We start from the raw sequence: 20,940 nt of genomic DNA, 5'->3' as shown, positions 1-20,940 counted from the left end.
TCTCTGTTTGAGCGTCCGGTCCTGTTGTCGAGATGATTGAGGAGATAAGGAAGATGGGAATGCGTTTGGGGAACCTGGGGTTAGTGCTGGTGGCAACCAGCGGAATGGCCTGGGCAGAACAGGGGAGCCATGAACTGGGGCAGATTTCCGTGACTGCCGGTGGCTTCGCTCAGCAAGTGGAAGATGCGCCGGCTTCCATCAGTGTGATTAACCGGGAGCAGATTGAGCAGCGCTACTACAAGGATGCCACCGATGCCCTGCGCGATATTCCCGGGGTGATTGTTACCGGTGGGGGTTCCGGTGATCGCGGCACGGATATTGTCATGCGCGGTATGCCTTCGGCGTATACCTTGATTCTGGTGGATGGCAAACGGGTTTCCACTCGCGAAACCCGTCCCAACGGCAGTGCCGGTTTCGAGCAGGACTGGCTGCCGCCCCTGCAAAGTATCGAGCGGATTGAGGTGGTGCGCGGTCCCATGTCCACCCTTTACGGATCCGATGCCATTGGCGGGGTGATCAATGTGATTACCCGCAAGGTGGCCGACGAGTGGGGAGGCGCCGTTCAGCTGGACACCATTATCCAGGATGACTCCCGTTCCGGCGATATCAAGCAGGGTAATTTCAGCCTCACCGGCCCTCTCAAGGACGGCCTGGTCGGTTTGCAGCTTTATGGTCGCTTCCAGGATCGGGAAGAAGATTTGTTTGAAAACGGTTTTGAAGAAAAAAACCTGAAAAATCTGACTGCCAAATTGTCGGTGACACCCAGCAAGGATCACGACGTTGTGCTGGAGGCCAGCCAGGTGGACCAGCGGCGCCGCTCTCTGATCGGCTACAGTGCCCAGGCGACCGGGTGCCGGGGTGGGTGTACCGATTCCGACAACCGCAGTACCCGCGAAGCTTTTTCATTGAGCCATACTGGACGCTGGGCAATCGGTACCTCAGACACCTACGTGCAACGGGAAAGGGCGGAAAACGAGAGCCGCGAGATGGTGATTACCAACACTTCTGCCAAGACGTCACTGGTGATGCCGCTGGGGGATCACCGGCTGACACTGGGTGCGGACTTTATCGAGGAAGCGCTCTCCGACAAGACCTCCAACCGGATTTCCGACCGCACCCGAATTGATACCGCCAAGTACGCACTGTTTGCGGAAGACGAATGGATGCTCACGGATACCTTCGCGCTTACCGCCGGGGCACGGATGGATGACGATGATGACTTTGGTAGCCACTTCAGCCCGCGTCTTTATGGCGTGTGGGGGTTCAGTCCCCGCTGGACCCTGAAAGGCGGTGTCTCCACCGGCTTCCGGTCTCCCTCGTTGCGAGAGATTACTCCGGATTGGGGACAGGTGAGCCGCGGTGGCAATATCTATGGTAACCCGGATCTGGAGCCGGAAACGTCCGTGAACAAGGAGCTGGGGCTGTACTTCAACGCCGGCCGGGACCTTCAGGCCAATGTCACAGTTTTCCATAACGACTTTGAAGACAAGATTACCCGCATCGCCTGTCCGATCGAGATCTGCACTGATGGCCCCAACCAGTTCGGTTCCGACCCCACCTATCGGGTCAATGTGGATGAAGCGGTAACCCAGGGTGTGGAAGCTGCCCTGTCGACCACGTTCTACCGGGTGCTGTCCCTGAACCTGAGTTATACCTATACGGATTCCGAGCAAAAATCCGGCGAGTACAAGGGCGAGCCCCTCAACCAACTGCCAGAGCATCTGGCCAGTCTGCAGGCCAACTGGCAGGCCACGGACACGGTGTCTCCCTGGCTGACGGTGCGCTACCGGGGTAAGGAAAGCCAGCCGACCACCGGCCCATCCAGCAGTGCGATCATCGCCCCATCCAATACCCTGGTGGATGCTGGGGTAGGGTTCCGTCTCTCACCCCAGGCGAAGCTGAATACCGGTATCTACAATCTGGCCGACAGGAAAATCTTCGAGGATGAGTACGGTTATGTGGAAGATGGTCGGCGTTACTGGCTCGGGGTAACGGTGAATTTCTAAAAGCGTGTGGAAGAAAAAACGCCGGCATTTGCCGGCGTTTTTTTAAGTCTCAGTATTAGAGCTTTTCCTGAAGCGTGGCGCGGAAGTCTGCATCATGCTGCGCCAGGCGAACGATCTGATTGTATCTTTCCAGTTCGAGCCCGTTCTCTTCCACGGCTTCTACCATTTTCTGCTGGGCTTCCTGCTGCACCTTCATGGCCTTTTGGGGCTCATCCTTGCTGGCTTGCAGTTTCCGGGAATAAGTCTGCTGGATCCCTGCCATCTCTTTCTGGGTGGCAATAAAGGCATCAAGATCCGCATCGGAAAATTCAGACGCATCCGGCAGATTCTGTGGCGTCTGCATGGTCTGGGTTTGCGGTGCGTTTTGCTGGGGAGTGGCGGGGTTTCCGGGCTGTTGGGCCGTGGCGGTGGCGGTCAGGGCACCGGAAAACAGTAGTGCGGCCAGGGTGATCATTGGCTTTTTCATGGAATCAGTCTCCTTCGCATATTCATGCCCCCGAATAAAAATCAGAAGGCCGTTTCTGTGTCATAACGTCTTGCGTCGTCGCGAGTGACACATGCAAGGTCCGACATGATTGAGAGCAGCCGTTCCGCCGGTTTTGTTAAGTTATGTAAATCTGCGTGGTGGTAGACGTCACTTGAGTCATCAGATCAGACCGGCAAACCGGATCCGGCGTGTAACCCTTTCATTTTTCCGCTGTGACAGTTTCAATGGGTAAGCGGGGCTATTCCCCGCGGTGGGACTGATAAGAAAAACCAAGGAGAGCTGAATGTTGAAACAATCCGGAATTTTTCGTGGAACGCTTGCAGCGGGTTTGCTGTTAGCCGGTACTGCGGCACAGGCGGAATTCTACACCGGTGCCCAGGTGAATATGCTGAACATCGATCGTGGTTCGGTGAGCAACGTGACTCTGACAGGGCTGACAGTGCGGGGAGGCATGGTTCTGCATGAACTGATCAGTGCCGAGGTCCATGCGGGCAAGGCCTTCGGTGATGATTCCTACCGGGGGGTGGAGGTGGAAAACGATTTCCACTACGGCGTCTATGCCCGACTGACGCCGCCCGTAGCCGGTGCAGTTCGCCCGTATCTGATCGGTGGCTACAGCTATGTGGAGAATGACTTCAACGGCGAAACCCTGCGTGACGACGGCGCTTCCTATGGCGGCGGTTTTGATCTGGGTATGGAAGAGAACATCAGCATGAGCCTGGAGTATCTGCGCCTGGTGGATAATGACTTTGGCTCCCAGGAGCTGATCGGTCTGGGCTTGAACTACCGGTTCTGACCCGCAGAATCACTGTCACCGGGGGAGGGCAGCTGAGTCGCTCCCGGTGACAGGTTGGTTCGCGAGGTATATGTCGGAATGTTATAAAAGTATCACCATATATTCCTTTATCTTCTTCGCTGAAACCCTATCATGGCACTCGCAATTCCTGTTTTGAGGTGCTGTAGATCATGGGTAGTGCACAGCTTATTACACGTTTCGGAGACAACACCGCCGGCCTGTCCAAAGAGGCCCTGGCGGAGCTGAATCGTGTCTATGGTCCGTTGAGTTTTGAGGAACGTATCGCCCGGGTATTCGAGGATTTTTCTCCCGAACGGATCATGGTGACCTCTTCCTTCGCGGCGACCTCTGCCTATTTTCTGCACATCATCTCCACGATTCGTCCTGATCAGCCGGTGCATTTCATTGATACCGGCTACCACTTCGAGGAAACCCTCAAGTACAAGGACTACCTGATTGACCGCTTCGGCCTGACCGTCATCGACGTGACGCCGGACCCGGATCACCACCAGGTGTCCCTGGAAAACCGCATGTGGGAATCCGATCCGGACCTGTGCTGCCAGGTGAACAAGGTGAACCCGCTGGACGAGGCCAAGGAAAACTACGACCTGTGGATTTCCAGCCTGATGGGCTGGCAGACCGAGCATCGGGCGGGCCTGCAGGTCTTCGAAGAGCGTGGCGGGATGATCAAGTTCAACCCCATGATCGACGTGACCAAGGAACAGCGTGACAGCTACATCGCGGAGCATGATCTGCCGTTCCACCCGCTGGTGGCGGAAGGCTACAACTCCATCGGCTGCAGCCACTGTACCTTCAAGGGCGAAGGCCGCGAAGGCCGCTGGAAAGGCCAGCAGAAAACCGAGTGTGGTCTTCACCTTTAAGCCATAGCAAAGCCACACAAAACGGGCGCTTGATGCGCCCGTTTTTTTGTCCGGTCGACCCTTTCCCCATTGTTGAGTAGGCTTTCAGTGTCTCCCTCTACCTGCCAGCCCATGAAGCGACAATACCCGAAAAGACGCTTTCTCCTGATAGGGGGGTTGCTTGCTTCGCTACTGATGCTGGCGGCCCTGCAATGGTGGCCGCTGCCTGAGCGGCTGGATAACACGCCCTATGCCACCTTGATGCTCGATCGCAACGGCCGTCTGCTGGATGCCCGGATTGCCGAGGACCAGCAGTGGCGTTTCGTGCCGGTGGCACAGCTGCCGGACAAATACGAACAGGCACTGCTGTTGTTCGAAGACAAGCGCTTTTACCGGCACCCGGGCATTGATCCGCTGGCCATCGCCCGGGCCATGCGCCTGAACCTGGAAGCGGGAAGGGTGGTCAGCGGAGGTTCCACCCTGAGCATGCAGCTGGCCCGACTACTGCGTGACGATCCGCCCCGGACTCTCACCGAAAAAGCCCGTGAGGCGCTACTGGCATTGCAGCTGGAGTGGCACTTCAGCAAGCCGGAGATCCTTGTCCATTACGCCAGCCGGGCTCCCTTCGGTGGCAACATAGTCGGCTTGCGTGCCGCATCCTGGCGTTATTTTGGCCGCGAACCCGGAGCCTTGAGCTGGGCGGAGGCGGCCCTGCTGGCAGTGCTACCCAATTCGCCTTCGCTGATTCATCCCGGGCGCAATCGGGAGCGGCTACTGGCCAAACGTGATGCCCTGCTGCAACAACTCCACCGACAGGGTGCCATGGCTGAGGCAGACCTGCGCCTGGCGCTGATGGAGCCGTTACCTGCCGCGCCCAGACCTCTGGCGGGGCTGGCTCCTCACTTGCTCAACACCCTCTCGAAGACGTCCAAGCGGCGGCTGCTGACCACAACGCTGGATGCGGATCTTCAGCGGCGGGTTCAGGAATTGGCCCGGCAACATGGTCGGCGGCTGGCCCGCGATGGGGTGCATAACGTGGCGGTGGTGGTCATTGATCATCAGCAACGACAGACCCGCGCTTATGTGGGCAATGTCTCCCATGGGGACCCTGTGGAGTACGGCGCCGCCGTGGACATCGCCAGTGCCCCTCGTTCCACCGGCAGTGTGCTCAAACCCTTGTTGTACGGCTTGATGCTGGATGACGGGCGCCTGCTACCCGGCAGCCTGGTGGCAGATCTGCCCACTAACTACGGCGGTTTCAGTCCGGAAAACTTTGACCATGGTTATCGGGGCGCGGTGCCAGCCCATCAAGCCCTTAGCCAGTCGCTGAACATTCCTGCGGTACGTATGTTGAAAGACTACGGGTTGGGCCGCTTTCACAGCGAACTCCAGCGCCTGGGCATGACCACCCTGTTTCGCAGCGCTGAAGACTACGGACTCACCCTGATTCTCGGTGGTGCAGAAGGACGCCTGGACGAGCTCACCGCTATTTATGCGCAGATGATGGCAAGCGCCAGCGGGCTACCACTAGAACCGGTGAGAACACTGGCAGAGCAACAAACCGCCACGGCACCGGAGATGGCACTGAGCCCCGGTGCTGCCTGGCTTACCCTGGAGGCCATACGGGAGGTCGCCAGACCAGGCACGGCACAGCAGTGGCGACTGTTCACCTCCAGCCAGCCAATTGCCTGGAAATCCGGCACCAGCTATGGACTGCGTGATGCCTGGGCCATCGGCAGTAATGGGCAATATACGGTGGGTGTCTGGGCGGGCAACGGGAATGGTGAGCCGGCGCCATCACTCGGAGGCGCGGCTACGGCGGCACCACTGATGCTGGATGTGTTCAGCCTGCAGGGGACTGCGTCCTGGCCACAGCCGCCATTGGATGAGCTGAAAACCGTGCAGGTTTGTGCCGATGATGGCTACCTGGCAGGGGGCCGGTGTGAGACCGCGGACCAGTGGGCTCCGCGGCAGAGCCATTTTCAGACTGTCACGCCACACCATATCCGCGTGCACCTGGATGCCAATGGCCAACGGGTGCACAGTCAGTGTGAATCAGTGAGTCAGATGCAGCATCGAGACTGGTTCGTGCTGCCACCCGCCCAGGCCTGGTTCTATCGCCGCCATCATCCGGAGTATCGGCCCTTGCCGTCCTGGCGGGCGGACTGTGTGGCCGGCGCCCGCGCCATGCAAACCGAGCCACCCATGGCACTGGTCTACCCCCATGCTGGCACCGCTATCTACATTCCTGTGGAGCTGAATGGTCGTTTGGGACGTGCAGTGTTCCGCGCTGTCCATCAGCGCAGTGAGGCAGAACTGTTCTGGCACCTGGATGATCGTTTTCTCGGCAAGACCCGTCATTTCCATGAGCAGGCGATCATCGCTGAACCCGGTTGGCATACGCTAACGCTGGTGGATGACCAGGGGTTTCGATTAGGCCACCGGTTCAAGGTGCTGGGGAAATAAGTCAGGTGGATTAAACTGAAGGGGGTTATCCCACCCTGGTGAACTACTGAGCGCTAATCTGCAAAGAGCTTACATGCTCCGCATCAAACATCAACGCACCGTCCGGTAATGAAGAGATGACTACATGCGGGGTGGTGGCAAGAATCTCCATGAGCATACCCAAGTCACGATCAGTTAACGGCTTTGATCGACCTTGCAGATAAATGATCTCGGAATCAGTGACCGCGTTGCGAGTCCAGCCAACCGTCAACATGGATCTATATCTATTATCCAGTTGGCTCAACGACATGGCACTGCCAAAAACACCGGCAGCTAGCTGGTCATTCTCAGCTTGCATATAACTCACCAACTCAGCCCCTTCAGGCGGCCTGACAATCCAGTCAATATTTTTCGGCAGCGTAGAACTGCCAGCAATTAAGGCATTCTCTTCACTGTTATCACGGTTTAAGACGTTAACCCCGTCCTCTTGAACACTTCGAAAGTCCTCCTCCATCTCAGCCATATTGCTGAGAATTTCATCACGCATTTCCGGAGGAAGGTGGTCATAAGGACCGGCATGGGAAGTTGAAATTACAGAACCAAGAAGAAGGGGGATCAACAGGGGGAGCTTACTCATTCATTATCTCCATTGTTCAAGGCGGAATTTGGATATGCTATTCGGTCGCAGGCTTAGCGGTAATCCTTTTCTGCGAAATGAAAAATAGTGAAGGTTCGGAATCTATTGTTTTTCTTTATTGAAAGCAATGTGCATGGCTAAAATAAAAGCATCCAATGAAGAGGTTTTTGATCCTTTAAAAGAAGTTTTTCATTTTTGTAAGATAATGCTTACAGAGAATTAGGATATTTGCTTGATTTGTCAGGGTGGGGTTTGTCGCTAGGTTAGCAGTAAGTGATGGAGAGTGGTTAGTCATCCATTGTGAATGAGTTTGAAATAACGAAAAATAGAAAATTTAGTAATGGCTAAGATGGAAAGTTGATAAAAAATATTCTAATAATTTTCGGTAAATAAGGTGATGAAGTGAAGTATTGTTTTTTCTTGGTTGTTTTTGTCGTTCTCGGTTGCACTCAAGATGGGGCAGATTTGCAGGGCAGCCAGAATCAATTTGGTTGTTTGAGTGGCAAGCTAGTGACCCAGACTCTTGTCGATAAGCGAGTGCCATTTAATGTAAAGGGTGTTGATCAATATGAAGAGGTGCTGGCTTTCTCTGAAGATTGTCGTGATCCTGAAACAAAGTTTGATCCATTCACTAACGGCCATAGAAAGGAAGATGGAATTAATCTGATTTTATGTATGCCTGGGTGGGAGGCGTGTGAGCAGGATGAAGAGAAAATGAGTAAGGTTTACATGACGTTATTTCTGGATGCTAATAATATTAGTTTGAAAAGTGATATTCGCATAGGAAGATCAAAAGAACTGTTAAGAAAAGAGAGCGGCATAGAGTTGTATTCATATAAAAATAAATACGATAAAAGAAACGAATACTTTTACATTGTAGATAAAGGAGAGAAATTTGCTGTGCGATGTTCTGATTCAAAAAAAACAAAAGGAAGTTGTTCTTTCAGAGGTTACGATAATAAAAATAAGATAGGGTATTATTTTATCTATCGCCCTCCAGAATTTCGTGACTGGCATGCATTGCATGCTGAAGTTACCTCATTCATTGATGAGTCTATATCTTTAGCTAATAACAATGAAAATGAAAAATAACATGCTCGTCCGGGTTTGCCTAATATAGACATTGCACATAACCTATGACGACAGGAGAAAGGTTAGTCTTTGGCGGACTTTATTGTAGACACGAATAGCCCATCCCGCTTTTCTATCGGCTTGGCATCTCTTGGCGTGCTTACTTTGCAGCTCACTTAAGTAGCATTCTCGTCACCGTTTATTGGACTGATTTTTCAGGTAAACAATAAACGCCACAAGGGCAATGCTGCTGAGGAACAGTACGAAAGCGGTAATCAATTGTTCCAGTGTCATGGGGCAGGTCTCCAGTCTGTTATCTCGACAATATCACGACACCGGCGCCTTTACTGAATAGGTGCCGGTGTCGTGATTTGGATCAATGTTTCCTGCCGGGTTCTTCCCTGTGAACCGCTCTACTCAATGCCGCAGAGTAACTGCGCTGTCCTGTCCCAGCCCAGGCAACCATCGGTGATGGACAGGCCGTACTGGAGGGGCTTTTTCGGCGGTTGTTTGCCATCCTGCAGGTGACTTTCCAGCATGATTCCGGCGATATGCTTTTGCCCGTTGCGGCGTTGTGCAAGCAGATCCTGAAGTACTTCCGGCTGTTTGAGCGGGTCTTTGCCACTGTTGGCGTGGCTGCAGTCGATGATCAGTCGTGGGTTACGGCCTTTCGCCTGCAGGGCATTGACGGCACTGCGAATATTTTCTGCATCGTAATTGGGGCCATGATGCCCACCGCGAAGCACCAGGTGCGTATCCAGGTTGCCGGCGGTTTGCAGCAACGCACTGTGACCGTTGTGGTCGATGCCCAGGTGCGTGTGGGGATGCTCGGCGGCGCCCATGGCGTCACTGGCCACATCGATACTGCCGTCAGTACCGTTCTTGAAACCTACGGGCATGGGCAGGCCGCTGACCATCTCCCGGTGGATCTGGGATTCGGTGGTCCGAGCGCCAATGGCCGCCCAGCTGAGCAGGTCGCCCAGGTAGTCGGCGGCCATTGGATGCAACAGTTCCGTGGCCAGGGGCAGACCCTGCCGTGCCAGGTCCAGCAACAGATGGCGAGACACGTTCAGACCGGTGCCGATGTCGTTGCTACCGTCCAGGTGCGGATCGTAAAGCAGACCTTTCCAGCCCACCGTGGTGCGGGGTTTCTCCACGTAGGCACGCATTACCAGGAATATCCTGTCGTCCAGCTGACGGGACAGTTCGCTGAGGCGATGGCCGTATTCCAGGGCGGATTTCGGGTCATGGAGCGAGCAGGGACCGGTGATCACTAAAAGGCGGTCGTCTTCGCCGTTGAGAATATCGCGTACGGTCTGTCGATGGGCCTGGATTTGTGCCGCCAGCTGGGCGTCCACCGGCAGGCGCTCGCGCATTGCGCTGGGGGAGGGCAGTGGCACGCTGCGGCGCGAACGGGGGTCGGCGGGGCTGGCGATGTGGCTCTGTGTCTGTTGCATGGTCATTCCTTAACGTTCTGTGCGCATTATCGTCGCGCGTGATTCGATCGTAGTGTTCGCTGGAGCGGGCGCTGCCACTGGCTAAATCGCGATGCTTTAAAGTGCTGGCTATATCGATACATGCTGTTTGTCCTCTGTCGTGCGGTTGTCTGTGCAATAAAAAACCCCGGGCGGGATACCGACCGGGGTTTTCGTGTTTCGGCAGGCGTCCCGTGGCGGGCGCGCCTGGGTATGAGTCAGGCGCGCGAGCGGCTAAACCAATACCCGTAATAGAAGGCAGCGGGCACAACGGTGCCGACCGTTTTACGGTCTGCAGGCATGCTGTGATTGTGGCGGGCTGCGTTCATGATGAAATCTCGTTGAGTTCAGCTTTCAAGCCTAGCGATGACGCCTGCCAGAAGCAAGAGGGCGAACCTCTCTCCGTGATAGGAGGTCAATATGCCGGGCCGGCATGACAGGGGCGTGACAGGGCAAAAAAATGCCCACCGAAGTGGGCGAGGAAGGTGGAGACAATCAAGGAGAAAACAGAATCAGAAGATATCGGCCTTGCCGATGGCGTTGGTGATGACCTGGGCAAAGTGGCCGGCCCCTTTTTCCAGGCCCTTGAAGCCGCCGGTGTTGAAGCTAACGGTGTTGCCCTGCCAGATAATCGCTTGCTGGTCCACGTCCCACAGGTCCAGCCGGACCTCGTAGATGTCCTCATTGACGAAAAAGTCATCGCTGAAAACCTGGGGACGCATGGTCATGGTCCCGGCGACAGGTACTGCGGCGCCGGGATCACCCTTTACTTCCAGGGTTTCGCTGCGCTGTTCTTCCAGGTGGATCGCCAGGGCGCTGTCGAAGCCGTTTTCTTGCATGCGTTCTGCCAGATAGTCGCGGCTTTTGCCTTCGATGCCTTTGTCACCAAAGACCGTATGTGCGGCGGTGGCCTTGATGCCTTGCTCGGCAAACCTGGCAACGATGGCGTTTTCCAGGTGGCCACGCAGTTCGTGCTCAACGAGGACCCCCACCACCAATGACTGGTAGGGACCCTGTGGGTCTTTTTCTACGCCGGTCTGGGTGTTGACCACACGGGTATCGTGGTAGCCGGAGGCACAGGCCATGAGCAGCACAGCGAACAGGGCTACCATGGCGAATTGCAGTTTTCTCATCGTTCCATCCTCATTCTGGTTGGCAGGCCACTGGGGAGCAGCCTGCGGTGTCCTTTGTCGTCTCAGAAGCTGTACGTGGTGCTCAGGGACAGGTAATCCCGGTCGTTGACTACGCTATAGCTGGCATCGTTATAGGTGGTGTAGGACAGGTCCGCGCTGAGCTTCTTGTAGCCCATGCCGATACCCAGGCCCAGGCTGCGCTGGTCTTCCTGAAGGGCGTCATCACTGGAGTAGCCTTCTACACCGTGCTGCAGGGTCAGTGACGGAGTCAGTGTCACCGGGCCAATGGCATTGGCATAGGTGGATTTCAGCGTCAGTTGGTAGCCCCAGCTGAAGTCAGTCACATAGCCGTCCTCGCCCAGATCACCGACACCGAAGTTGGTGTGGCGGCGAAAACGCATGTCTTCCTGGTCCGGCAAATCCTGAATGAATTCCGAGCCGACCTGGGCAGAAACGATGGTTTTCTGGGCGCCCAGTACTTTGGGGATAACCGTGGTAAAGGTGAATTCGGCACGCTGAATATCGAACTCCTTGAAGCCGGTCACTTCGTTGCCCGAGTCATAGACATAATCAATGGTGTCCTGGGGAACGGTGGCAAACCCCTGTGCGGCGGCTGCCGGTACGCCATTGGCTTCCAGCACCCGCGAGGTAGTCAGATCCGGCGTGTTGATCTGGACCGGCATATCCGGCAGGTAGCTCAGGTTCATGGCCAGGTTGCCGATCCCTTCGAAGGTCTTGTCGGCGGTGAGGCCAATCACCTGAATGTCTTCCGGGTATTCATAGAAGTAGGCGATGTCGTTGCCGGCGGTAATCCCCTGCGCAAGCGGGCTGTCTTCCTTGGTCACCGAATAGATCGGCAGACGCATGTGATAGTTCAGGAAGTAGGCGCCCACCTTGGCCTTGGATTTCGGGAAGGCATAGTCGAATTTCAGCCCGTACTGACCGCCATCATCCGGCTCTTTTTCGTCTCGACGTGGAATGTAGAGACCGTTTTCAAAGGCGGTTTTGTTGGGAATGATGACGGAGCTGGAGAAGGTGGCATCACACCCGACGGCGGTGTTGTCGAGCGTGGAGAAAAAGGTGCCGCAGCCATCCAGGTTCGCTGCCCGCCACTCATACTGGTAGAAGGATTTCATGGAGAGCCGGTCGGTAAACTGGTAGTCGGCGGTCACCATGCCAGCGGGTTTGAGGAACTCGGTGTACTCGGCACCGGGGCGATGCAGGGCTGCCAGGTCGATGGCGTTCAGCGCACTGAGGGAGCCCCGGGAATAGAGGCTACGCCCCCACAGTAGCGTCTGGCGACCCGCCTTCAACTTCAGCGGCTGCTCATTGACCTGAAAGGTGCCGTGGACAAAAACGTCCTGGAAGGTGGCTCCCTGGAATTTGGAGTTGCGATCAAAGCCGTCATCGCTGAGCGGCTCGCCACCGACAAATTCATTGGGGAAGTTGCCGTGGGGGACATCCTTCTCTTTATGCACATAGTCGTACCAGCCCTTGGCACGCACAAACAGGCCGTAGTTCCTGTACTGCAGGTTGACGTCGCCCACTGCCTTGGCGACGGCAGATACCACTTCGCCACCATCATAGTTCAGGTTGCCGTCGTCGGAGACGGCGGAACCGGAGGTGCCGCCGGGCGTATCACCGGCAAACAGGTTTTCCTTGCGGGCAGACTCCATACGGGAAATCGCGCCCACGGATGCTTTCAGGTTCCATTTGAGACTGATGTCGTCATTGATTTGTTTTTCGCCAGCCATGGCCGGGGCTGCGGCTGTCAGCAGGCCCAGAGCCAGGGCACTGCTGCAGCCGACAGCGATCGCTTTGCTTCGCATTATTTTGCTCTCCCACTACCCGGTGATGAGCCGGGTAGAAATTCCGTTTGTTGTTGTGAACGTTGTTGTAGCGCACTTGTTTTCACGCCCGGTCCCATCGGGCGTTAAAATCCTGACCCTCGCCTTTTATTTTTTTAAACCATTATTTCAAAAAGCGATGCGTCGGATTCAATTCATACATACCGACGGGTATGTGGTCAAGACAGACCAACGTCGAACTTGAAGGGAAATAGGGAGCGAAGAGCCTGTTTCTGGAATAAAGGCGTTAGTTCTTATGGGGTTTTCGTGATCCAAGACCAGGAAAGAGAAACGATATCAAAGTGGATGTTTACCGTTCTCGGTGATTCGTTACCCAGGGTAACAAATAAAAGAAGATTTCATTTTAGTGTTATTTGTGAGCGTTGACACATTTGCTAAAGAATTCCATCGCAGAAAACACAGTAAGGTTTGTCCCGGCAGTGGACCCTGATCATGAAGACAAAAAAGGGCGCCATGTGGCGCCCTGAAGGGGAAGTCAGAGACAGAAATCAGAACACTTCAAACAAGCCAGCGGCACCCATGCCGCCGCCAATGCACATGGTCACCACCACATACTTCACGCCTCGGCGCTTGCCTTCGATCAGGGCGTGGCCTGTCATGCGGGCACCGGACATGCCGTAGGGGTGGCCGATGGAAATGGCGCCGCCATTCACGTTGTATTTCTCCGGGTCGATGCCCAGGCGGTCGCGGCTGTACAGGCACTGGCTGGCAAAGGCTTCGTTAAGCTCCCAGATGCCGATGTCATCCACTGTTAGCCCGAAGCGTTTGAGCAGCTTGGGTACCGCAAACACCGGGCCAATACCCATCTCGTCAGGATCGCAGCCGGCTACGGCCATACCGCGGTAGGCCCCCAGTGGTTGCAGGCCCAGGCGCTCGGCTTCCTTCGCTTCCATCAGCACGCAGGCGCTGGCGCCATCTGAGAGCTGGGAAGCGTTGCCGGCAGTGATGAAGCCGCCTTCCTGTACCTGCTGGCCGCCCTTGAAGACAGGCTGCAGGGACTGCAGGCCTTCCAGCGTGGTTTGCGGGCGATTGCCTTCGTCTTTGCCCAGGGTGACTTCCTGATCGGAAATCTCTTTGGTTTCCTTGTTCATCACCTTCATGACGGTGGTCATGGGGACGATCTCGTCATCGAATTTGCCCGCTTCCTGAGCGGCGGCGGTACGCATCTGTGACTGGAAGGCGTACTCGTCCTGGGCATCGCGGGATACGTTGTAGCGGTCGGCCACGATCTCGGCGGTTTCCAGCATGGACATATAGATGTCCGGGCGATTTTGCTTCAGCCAGGGGTCGGCGGCGCGGAAGGTATTCATCTTGTCGTTCTGCACCAGGGAAATGGATTCCAGGCCACCGGCCACAGCCACATCCATGTTGTCGACGATGATTTCCTTGGCGGCGGTGGCAATAGCCATCAGGCCGGACGCGCACTGACGGTCCATGGACATGCCAGACACGCTGGTGGGCAGGCCGGCACGCAGGGCGCACTGGCGAGCCACGTTGCCACTGGTGCTGCCCTGCTGCAGGGCGGCGCCCATGATCACATCCTGGATGGTTTCCGGGTCGATGCCGGCGCGCTCAACAGCGTGCTTGATGGCGTGGCCACCCAGGGCCTGGGCCTGGGTGTCGTTGAACGCGCCCCGGTAGGCTTTGCCGATGGGGGTACGGGCGGTGGAAACGATTACGGCTTCTCTGCTCATGGCTCTCTCCTGGTCCAGATAAGGGCTGCTGTGGGGGAGGGTGCAGCAGCCTGAAGTGTGTGAGAAGCGAGTGACGAGTAGCGAGTTTCGAAAGGCGAAACCAGAACACGTTAGCAACCCGGTTTTGCTTTTCGAAACTCGGTACTCGTGACTCGCTACTGTCCTTTAACCCAGCTTGATGCCCTTGGCCTGGGCGGCCTTGGTAAGAATTTTGGTCACATGGTCACCGCCTGCGAGAATTTCCCGGGCGTTGTCCATATTGCCGATCTGCTCGAAATGGGCGGCGACGCCATCCACATTTCGCTCGTCTTCATCCAGATAGACACCTTCGCTTTCCATCAGGCGAACCATGGCGTAGCAGCCGGCACCTGCCAGTACGATGCGGTGGGTCGGTGCTTTGTTACTGCACAGGAACAGGACCGCTGGGGTGATTTCCTTGGGCTCCAGCATGGCCAGGACCTCCGGGGGCATCAGATCTTCGGTCATACGAGTGGCGGCGGTGGGCGCAATGCAGTTGACCTTTATGTCGTACTTTTCCCCTTCGATACAAAGCGTATTCATCAAGCCGGCCACCGCCATCTTGGCGGCGCCGTAGTTGGCCTGACCGAAGTTACCGTACAGGCCAGAGGTGGAGGTGGTCATGACGATACGGCCATAACCCTGTTCGCGCATGATCGGCCAGACCGCGCGGGTACAGATTTCGGAGCCGGTCAAATGCACGGCGATGACTTTGTCCCAGTCGTCCTGGGTCATTTTCACAAAGCTCTTGTCGCGCAAAATACCGGCATTGTTGATCAGCACATCAATGCGCCCCCAGGTATCCATGGCCTGTTTCACCATGGCGTCGACCTGTTCCGGACTGGACACATCGGCTCCGTTGGCAATGGCCTCGCCGCCGGCGGCCTGGATTTCCGCGACGACCTGCTCGGCAGCTTCGCTGGAACCGCCGCTGCCGTCACGGGCACCGCCGAAGTCATTGACCACGACCTTGGCGCCCAGGCGCGCCAGCTCCAGCGCATGGCATTTGCCCAGGCCATTACCGGCGCCGGTGACGATGGCTACCTGGTTATCAAAACGGATTGTCATTGCTGTTGTTCTCCTGAAGATGAGTCGCGAGTACCGAGTGACGAGAAGCGAAAAGAACACCGTAGTCGGACTTTGGTTTTCGCTACTCGTCACTCGCGACTGTTATTTGACGATCGCCAGGCTCAGCCATTCGGCGATCAGGGCGGGTTTGTCCTGGCCTTCGATTTCCACTGACACACCATGGCGCAGTTGCCATTCGCTCTGTGAGCGTTGCTTCACTTCCAGCAGGGTAAAGGTGCCGCGTACCTTGCTGCCTTCGCGCACCGGGTTCATGAAACGCACCTTGTCGAAACCGTAGTTGATGCCCATGGCCTGGCCCTTGATGGCAGGCAGCACATCCATGGCCATGGCGGAAAGCAGTGACAGGGACAGAAAACCGTGGGCGATGGTGGTGCCGAAAGGGCTTTCCCTGGCGGCACGCTCCGGATCCGTGTGAATCCATTGAGGATCTTCCGTCAGCTCGGCAAAGCCGTCGATTCTTGGCTGGTCCACGGTTCGCCACTGGGACACACCCAGCACTTCACCGGTCTTGGCTTGCAGGGCTTCAATAGTGATCTGCGATCTGCTCATGGGCTCTCCCTGTTAGGGCGCGGCTGCGCTATCTTTTCAGAATATTGTTTTAAGATCGGGAGTATGAGAGTGGCGTAACTGGCCGTAAAGGGTGAAAAACGGCATGAAGGGCGAGAATTCCGTCACTGGGGTGCGGGAGGGTCAATGGTGGGGCGCGTCGGTTATGTCACTATTTTCCCCTTAAACGGGTCTGCACCGTGATTGAGGAGCACCATGCCAGAACAAAGCGACGCCCTGCTGACCGACCCCCGCGATGCCATTCTTGACGCGGCGGCCCTGTGCTTTATGGAGCGGGGCTTCAATGCCACCAGTATTGACGACATTGCCCGGCGACTTTCTGCCACCAAGGGCATGGTCTATCACTACTTTGATTCCAAGGCGCAGCTATTCTTCGAGATCCACCATCGTGCCATGGACGCGCTTTTTGAAGAGCTGGAACCGGTGGTGAGTTCCGGTTTGCCTGCTTCGGAACGGTTTACCGAGATGGCCCGCTGTTATGTCCGCACCCTGATCCGGACCCAGCCCTACCAGCGTACCGTGTCGGAAGCGGTGCAGATGTTGCTGCGCAGCAGCACCACGGAAGCCCAGCGTGTTCAGCTGGAACGTCTTCAGGAGCGCCGCCGGCGCTGCGAAGATCTGTTTCTGACCGTCCTGGAAGAAGGCATTGCCAATGGCACCATGCGTGCCGCGCGTCCGAGGATGTCCATCAAGCCGGTCTTTGGTGCCATGAACTCGGTGATCAACTGGTACCAGCCCCGCGATTCGGAAACGCCGGAACAACGGCAGGATGTGGTGGATGAAGTGGTGCTGGTGGCGCTGCGGGGAGTGATGAAAGGCAGTTAACAGTGAATAGTTAACAGTTAACAGCGACGCGCACCAGCGCGTAATGGTTTCAACGCAAAGAGGCCGCGCCCATCCCTTGGGCGCGGCCTCTTGCGTTTGATCGCAGCAACACAAGGATCGCGGCGCTGTTAACTATTCACTGTTAACGGTTCACTTATTTCCCGCCTCCCAAGAATCTCGCAAACCGCTCCCTCGTATCCTCGCTGAACATCCTCTCCGCAAACAGCACGCTTTCCTTTTCGATCTGTGTCTTGATGGCTTCATGGCTGTGACGCAGTAGTTGCTTGGTCATGGCCATGGCTGGTGGAGATTTCTCTGCCAGTCGCTGGGCCAGAGCCTGGGCGGTGGGCTCCAGTTCGTCAGGGGTGACCCGGTAGGCGACCAGGCCGCAGCGCTCCGCTTCCTCTGCTGTCAGGGTATCGCCGGCCAGCAGCAGGCGGTTGGCATTCTGGCGACCGATCAGGGCAGGAAGCAGCAGGCTGGAACCGGCTTCCGGGACCAGGCCCAGATTGATAAAGGCAGTCTGGAAACGGGCATCGTCGGCGGCCACCACCAGGTCCGCATGGAGCAACAGGGTGGTGCCGATACCGGTGGCATTGCCCTGCACGCCAATCACCACAGGTTTGTCCAGGACCATCAGGGCGTGAACCAGCACCATGGCGGGGCTGAGCTTGCCGCTATCCCGGCTGGCCGGGTCCGCATTGAGAAAATCGCCGATATCGTTGCCGGCACACCAGGCCCGACCATTGCCGGTGAGCAGTAGCACGTGCAGATCGTCCCGCTTGGCCAGATGTTCAACGCCTCGGGTCAGGTCCTGGTACATGCTGGCGGTCATGGCGTTGAGCTTGGCAGCCCGATCCAGAACCAGATGCAGCACGGCACCCTGTTCCCGGGCCTGGACGCAGCCGCTGGTGAGAGTCAGATCGGTCATGGAAGTCTCCGGCAAGTGGGGAAGCTACCGAAGATATCGAAACAGCATTTCGAATAATAGCCAAATCGTCATGCACCATATTCATTCTGCCAGATTCAAAATATCAATTTCACTAACTCGCGGGCCTGCACTAGGCTGGGGTCATTGCGAATTGCTCTCTTGCCCGTTGTAAGGATTCCACATGGCCCAGTTCTATCTTGTCCGCCACGGACAGGCATCGTTCGGCACCGATAACTATGACCGTCTCTCCGAGCTTGGCCACCAGCAGGCCCGGTGGCTTGGCGAGTATTTTGCCGAACGGGATATGGGTTTCGATGCGCTGGTTTCCGGCGATCTGGTGCGCCACCGGGAAACCGGTGCCGGTATCTGCGAAGGCCTTGGCGTGGCGCTGCCGGAAGATATTCATGCCGGGCTGAATGAATTCGACTTTCAATCCATTGTGGATGCCTACCTGACGCAGTTCCCGGAACAGGCCCCTGCGGAGGGCGCGCCGGTGGCGGCGTTCTACAAGGCGCTGAAAACGGCCATGAAGCATTGGCGTCTGGACGAGCTGAGCGGCGATTTGCCGGAAAGCTGGCAACATTTTTCCGACCGGGTGCTGGCGGCGCGTCACCATATCCAGCAACAGTACAGCGACAAAGAACGCATTCTCATCGTCAGTTCCGGCGGTGCCATGGCCATGTTTCTCAAGCATGCCCTGAATGCGGCCGATGACACCGTAGTGGAGTTGAACCTGCAGATTCGCAACAGCAGCGTCAGCCACGGTTTTTTCAATAACAAGGTAGTGCGGATGGCCAGTTTCAATAATGTGCCGCATCTGGATCGTCCGGATCGGTTCGAGGCCATTACCTATTTTTAATTCCGTTTTTTACGCAGCACCAAGACTGTAAACGAACACGCGACAAGGGAGAGCGACATGGATTTTCAATACACGGAAAAAGTGCAGGACCTGATCAACCAGGTTCGCCATTTCATCGATACCGAGATCCGTCCGGTGGAAGGCCTGTACCACGAACAGCTGGAAAAAAGCCCGTGGGAAACGCCGCCGGTGATGGAAGAGCTGAAAGAGAAAGCCCGCGCCAAAGGGTTGTGGAACCTGTTCCTGCCCAAGGAATACGGGGAATACAGTGCCGGCTTGAGTAACCTGGAATACGCACCGCTGGCCGAGGAAATGGGCCGCAGCCGTATCGCTTCGGAAGCCTTTAACTGTTCCGCGCCGGATACCGGCAACATGGAAGTGCTGGCCAAGTACGGTAACGAGCAACAGAAGAAAGACTGGCTGCAACCGCTCCTGGAAGGCCATATTCGCAGCGCCTTTGCCATGACCGAGCCGGAAGTGGCGTCGTCCGATGCTACCAATATCGAAACCCGCATCGAGCGGGACGGCGATGATTACGTGATCAATGGCCGCAAGTTTTATATCAGCGGTGCCATGCGCAAGACCTGCGAGATCATGATCGTGATGGGCAAGACCGACCCGGATAACCCGAACCGCCATCAACAGCAATCCCAGATTCTGGTGCCCACCAACACCCCCGGGGTCAACATCGTGCGCCCCATGAAGGTGTTTGGCTACGACGATGCGCCGGAAGGGCATGCGGAAGTGGTGTTTGAGAATGTACGGGTGCCCAAGGAAAACATGATTCTGGGTGAAGGCCGTGGTTTCGAAATTGCCCAGGGCCGCCTGGGCCCGGGCCGCATTCACCATTGCATGCGCCTGATCGGTGCCGCGCAGGAAGCGTTTGAACTGATGGCCAAGCGTGTTAACGAGCGCGTGGTGTTCGGTCAGCCCATGAGCAAGCAGGGTTCCGTGCGTGAGGACCTGGCCAAATCCTGGTGTGAAATCGAGCAGGCACGGCTGATGACCTTGAAGGCGGCGGACACCATGGATCGCGAAGGTAACAAAGTCGCCAAGGATTTGATCGCTATGATCAAGGTGGTGGCGCCCAATATGGCGTTAAATGTGATTGATCGGGCGATTCAGGTCCACGGTGCGGTGGGGCTGAGCCAGGATACACCGTTGGTCAACTTCTTCAGCTATGCCCGTACCCTACGGCTGGCGGATGGTCCGGACCAGGTGCACATGATGCAACTGGGCCGTAATCTGGCCAAATATTTCGCCTGAGAAGCGGTGTTTGCCCGGGGTGTGAAGACACCCCGGGCTTTGCCTATTGCGCAGCAGACAGAGAAAAACAGGAGAGCTCCATGTCCCAGGTGGATACGCTGGATACACAGAAACTGGCCGCATACCTCGAGCAGCATATTGATGGCTTCAAGGGGCCCATCGAGGCTGACAAGTTCGACGGCGGCCAGTCCAACCCCACCTTCAAGATCACCACGCCGTCCGGTGCCTATGTGTTGCGCCGGCAACCGCCGGGCAAGTTGCTCAAGTCTGCCCATGCGGTGGATCGCGAGTTCCGTGTCATGGCGGCCCTGAAAGACACGGACGTCCCGGTGCCGCAGGTATTACATCTGTGCGAAGACCGGGATGTGATCGGTTCCATGTTCTACGTGATGGAATTCTGTGAGGGACGCATTCTGTGGGGCGCGTCCTTGCCGGAAGCCGGCGAGGGCGAAGTGGGCAATGCTACCCGTGCGGCCATGTACCAGGAAATGAACCGGGTGTTGGCGGCCCTGCACAGTGTCGATCTGGACGAGGTCGGCCTGGCGGATTACGGCAAGCCCGGCAACTACTTCGAGCGGCAACTGGGGCGCTGGACCCAACAGTACGAAGCGTCCAAGTTGCAGGACATCCCGGCCATGGACGAACTGATCGCCTGGCTCCAGGCCAATCAGCCGGAGGACGATGGTCAGGTCTCACTGGTACACGGCGACTATCGTCTCGACAACATGATGTGGCATCCCAGTGAGCCGAAAGTCATCGCAGTACTGGATTGGGAGCTGTCCACGTTGGGGCACCCGCTGGCGGACCTGGCCTATCAGTGCATGGGGATGCGCATGCCACAGCGGGGCGCCAAGATGGCGGGCCTGCAGGGTGTGGATCGCAAGGCACTGGGGATCCCCACGGAAAAAGAGTA

General features: G+C 56.6%; 18 protein-coding genes. 9 read left to right on the top strand and 9 right to left on the bottom strand.

All coding sequences use genetic code 11. The features are described from left to right. The first annotated feature begins 59 nt into the window (after window positions 1–59). Window positions 60–2,006, top strand: a complete 1,947-nt coding sequence (locus tag A0251_RS15755; protein ID WP_082810934.1) for a ligand-gated channel protein — start codon at window positions 60–62, stop codon at window positions 2,004–2,006. A 55-nt stretch (window positions 2,007–2,061) separates the two neighbouring features. On the opposite strand, the gene A0251_RS15750 is transcribed toward A0251_RS15755, so the two are convergent. Further along, a complete protein-coding gene (locus A0251_RS15750; RefSeq protein ID WP_062817798.1) occupies window positions 2,062–2,472 on the bottom strand; it encodes a DUF4168 domain-containing protein in 411 nt (136 codons plus the stop codon). Between the two features lie 304 nt (window positions 2,473–2,776). Here A0251_RS15750 and A0251_RS15745 point away from each other — a divergent pair, with 304 nt between their 5' ends. From A0251_RS15745 to pbpC, 3 genes are all read left to right on the top strand, one after another. Continuing rightward, complete coding sequence (locus tag A0251_RS15745; RefSeq protein WP_062817797.1) at window positions 2,777–3,289, top strand: outer membrane beta-barrel protein; 513 nt, start codon at window positions 2,777–2,779, stop codon at window positions 3,287–3,289. 170 nt (window positions 3,290–3,459) lie between these two features. Beyond that, entirely contained in the window at window positions 3,460–4,170 is a 711-nt protein-coding gene (locus tag A0251_RS15740) for a phosphoadenylyl-sulfate reductase (protein ID WP_062817796.1), read from the top strand. A gap of 156 nt (window positions 4,171–4,326) precedes the next feature. Further along, window positions 4,327–6,615, top strand: coding sequence for a penicillin-binding protein 1C (pbpC, locus tag A0251_RS15735; protein WP_231874264.1), 2,289 nt, complete (start codon window positions 4,327–4,329; stop codon window positions 6,613–6,615). Window positions 6,616–6,658: 43 nt separating this feature from the next. Here the strand turns inward: pbpC and A0251_RS15730 are convergent, their stop codons facing one another. Then, window positions 6,659–7,231: a hypothetical protein gene (locus tag A0251_RS15730; protein WP_062817794.1), complete on the bottom strand. Its 573-nt coding sequence runs from the start codon at window positions 7,229–7,231 to the stop codon at window positions 6,659–6,661. A gap of 402 nt (window positions 7,232–7,633) precedes the next feature. Between A0251_RS15730 and A0251_RS17455 the strand changes: the two genes are divergently transcribed. Further along, window positions 7,634–8,323, top strand: a complete 690-nt coding sequence (locus A0251_RS17455; RefSeq protein ID WP_156478306.1) for a hypothetical protein — start codon at window positions 7,634–7,636, stop codon at window positions 8,321–8,323. Window positions 8,324–8,715: 392 nt separating this feature from the next. Here A0251_RS17455 and A0251_RS15725 read toward each other — a convergent pair whose 3' ends face one another. From A0251_RS15725 to A0251_RS15700, 6 genes are all read right to left on the bottom strand, one after another. Further along, window positions 8,716–9,765 carry a 3-deoxy-7-phosphoheptulonate synthase gene (locus A0251_RS15725; protein ID WP_404840822.1) on the bottom strand — a complete coding sequence of 350 codons (1,050 nt, stop codon included), beginning with the start codon at window positions 9,763–9,765 and terminating at the stop codon, window positions 8,716–8,718. Between the two features lie 524 nt (window positions 9,766–10,289). Continuing rightward, entirely contained in the window at window positions 10,290–10,910 is a 621-nt protein-coding gene (locus tag A0251_RS15720) for a hypothetical protein (protein WP_062817792.1), read from the bottom strand. 62 nt (window positions 10,911–10,972) lie between these two features. Further along, window positions 10,973–12,739 carry a DUF1302 domain-containing protein gene (locus A0251_RS15715; RefSeq protein WP_062817791.1) on the bottom strand — a complete coding sequence of 589 codons (1,767 nt, stop codon included), beginning with the start codon at window positions 12,737–12,739 and terminating at the stop codon, window positions 10,973–10,975. Between the two features lie 527 nt (window positions 12,740–13,266). Beyond that, on the bottom strand, window positions 13,267–14,472 hold the full coding sequence (locus A0251_RS15710) for an acetyl-CoA C-acyltransferase (protein ID WP_062817790.1): 1,206 nt from the start codon (window positions 14,470–14,472) through the stop codon (window positions 13,267–13,269). A 165-nt stretch (window positions 14,473–14,637) separates the two neighbouring features. Next, the gene (locus A0251_RS15705; RefSeq protein ID WP_062817789.1) at window positions 14,638–15,558 is read right to left on the bottom strand and encodes an SDR family oxidoreductase; all 921 of its coding nucleotides are present in this window, start codon (window positions 15,556–15,558) and stop codon (window positions 14,638–14,640) included. Between the two features lie 102 nt (window positions 15,559–15,660). Next, window positions 15,661–16,128, bottom strand: a complete 468-nt coding sequence (locus A0251_RS15700; RefSeq protein ID WP_062817788.1) for a MaoC family dehydratase — start codon at window positions 16,126–16,128, stop codon at window positions 15,661–15,663. A 213-nt stretch (window positions 16,129–16,341) separates the two neighbouring features. Between A0251_RS15700 and A0251_RS15695 the strand changes: the two genes are divergently transcribed. Continuing rightward, window positions 16,342–16,971 (top strand): TetR/AcrR family transcriptional regulator, encoded by a 630-nt coding sequence (locus tag A0251_RS15695; protein WP_062817787.1) that lies wholly within the window; start codon window positions 16,342–16,344, stop codon window positions 16,969–16,971. Between the two features lie 154 nt (window positions 16,972–17,125). Here the strand turns inward: A0251_RS15695 and A0251_RS15690 are convergent, their stop codons facing one another. After that, window positions 17,126–17,902 (bottom strand): enoyl-CoA hydratase/isomerase family protein, encoded by a 777-nt coding sequence (locus A0251_RS15690; RefSeq protein ID WP_062817786.1) that lies wholly within the window; start codon window positions 17,900–17,902, stop codon window positions 17,126–17,128. Between the two features lie 181 nt (window positions 17,903–18,083). On the opposite strand from A0251_RS15690, the gene A0251_RS15685 reads away from it, so the two are divergent. From A0251_RS15685 to A0251_RS15675, 3 genes are all read left to right on the top strand, one after another. Then, the gene (locus A0251_RS15685; RefSeq protein WP_062817785.1) at window positions 18,084–18,761 is read left to right on the top strand and encodes a histidine phosphatase family protein; all 678 of its coding nucleotides are present in this window, start codon (window positions 18,084–18,086) and stop codon (window positions 18,759–18,761) included. 57 nt (window positions 18,762–18,818) lie between these two features. Continuing rightward, a complete protein-coding gene (locus tag A0251_RS15680; protein WP_062817784.1) occupies window positions 18,819–20,027 on the top strand; it encodes an acyl-CoA dehydrogenase family protein in 1,209 nt (402 codons plus the stop codon). An 80-nt stretch (window positions 20,028–20,107) separates the two neighbouring features. Then, the coding region (locus tag A0251_RS15675; RefSeq protein ID WP_062817783.1) for a phosphotransferase family protein at window positions 20,108–20,940 on the top strand (833 nt) is incomplete at its 3' end.

This window comes from Alcanivorax sp. NBRC 102024 (genome assembly GCF_001602235.1).
Classification (GTDB): Bacteria; Pseudomonadota; Gammaproteobacteria; order Pseudomonadales; family Alcanivoracaceae; genus Alcanivorax.
The sequence above is the reverse complement of the archived record's forward strand: the minus strand, read 5'-3'. Positions and strand labels throughout refer to the sequence as shown.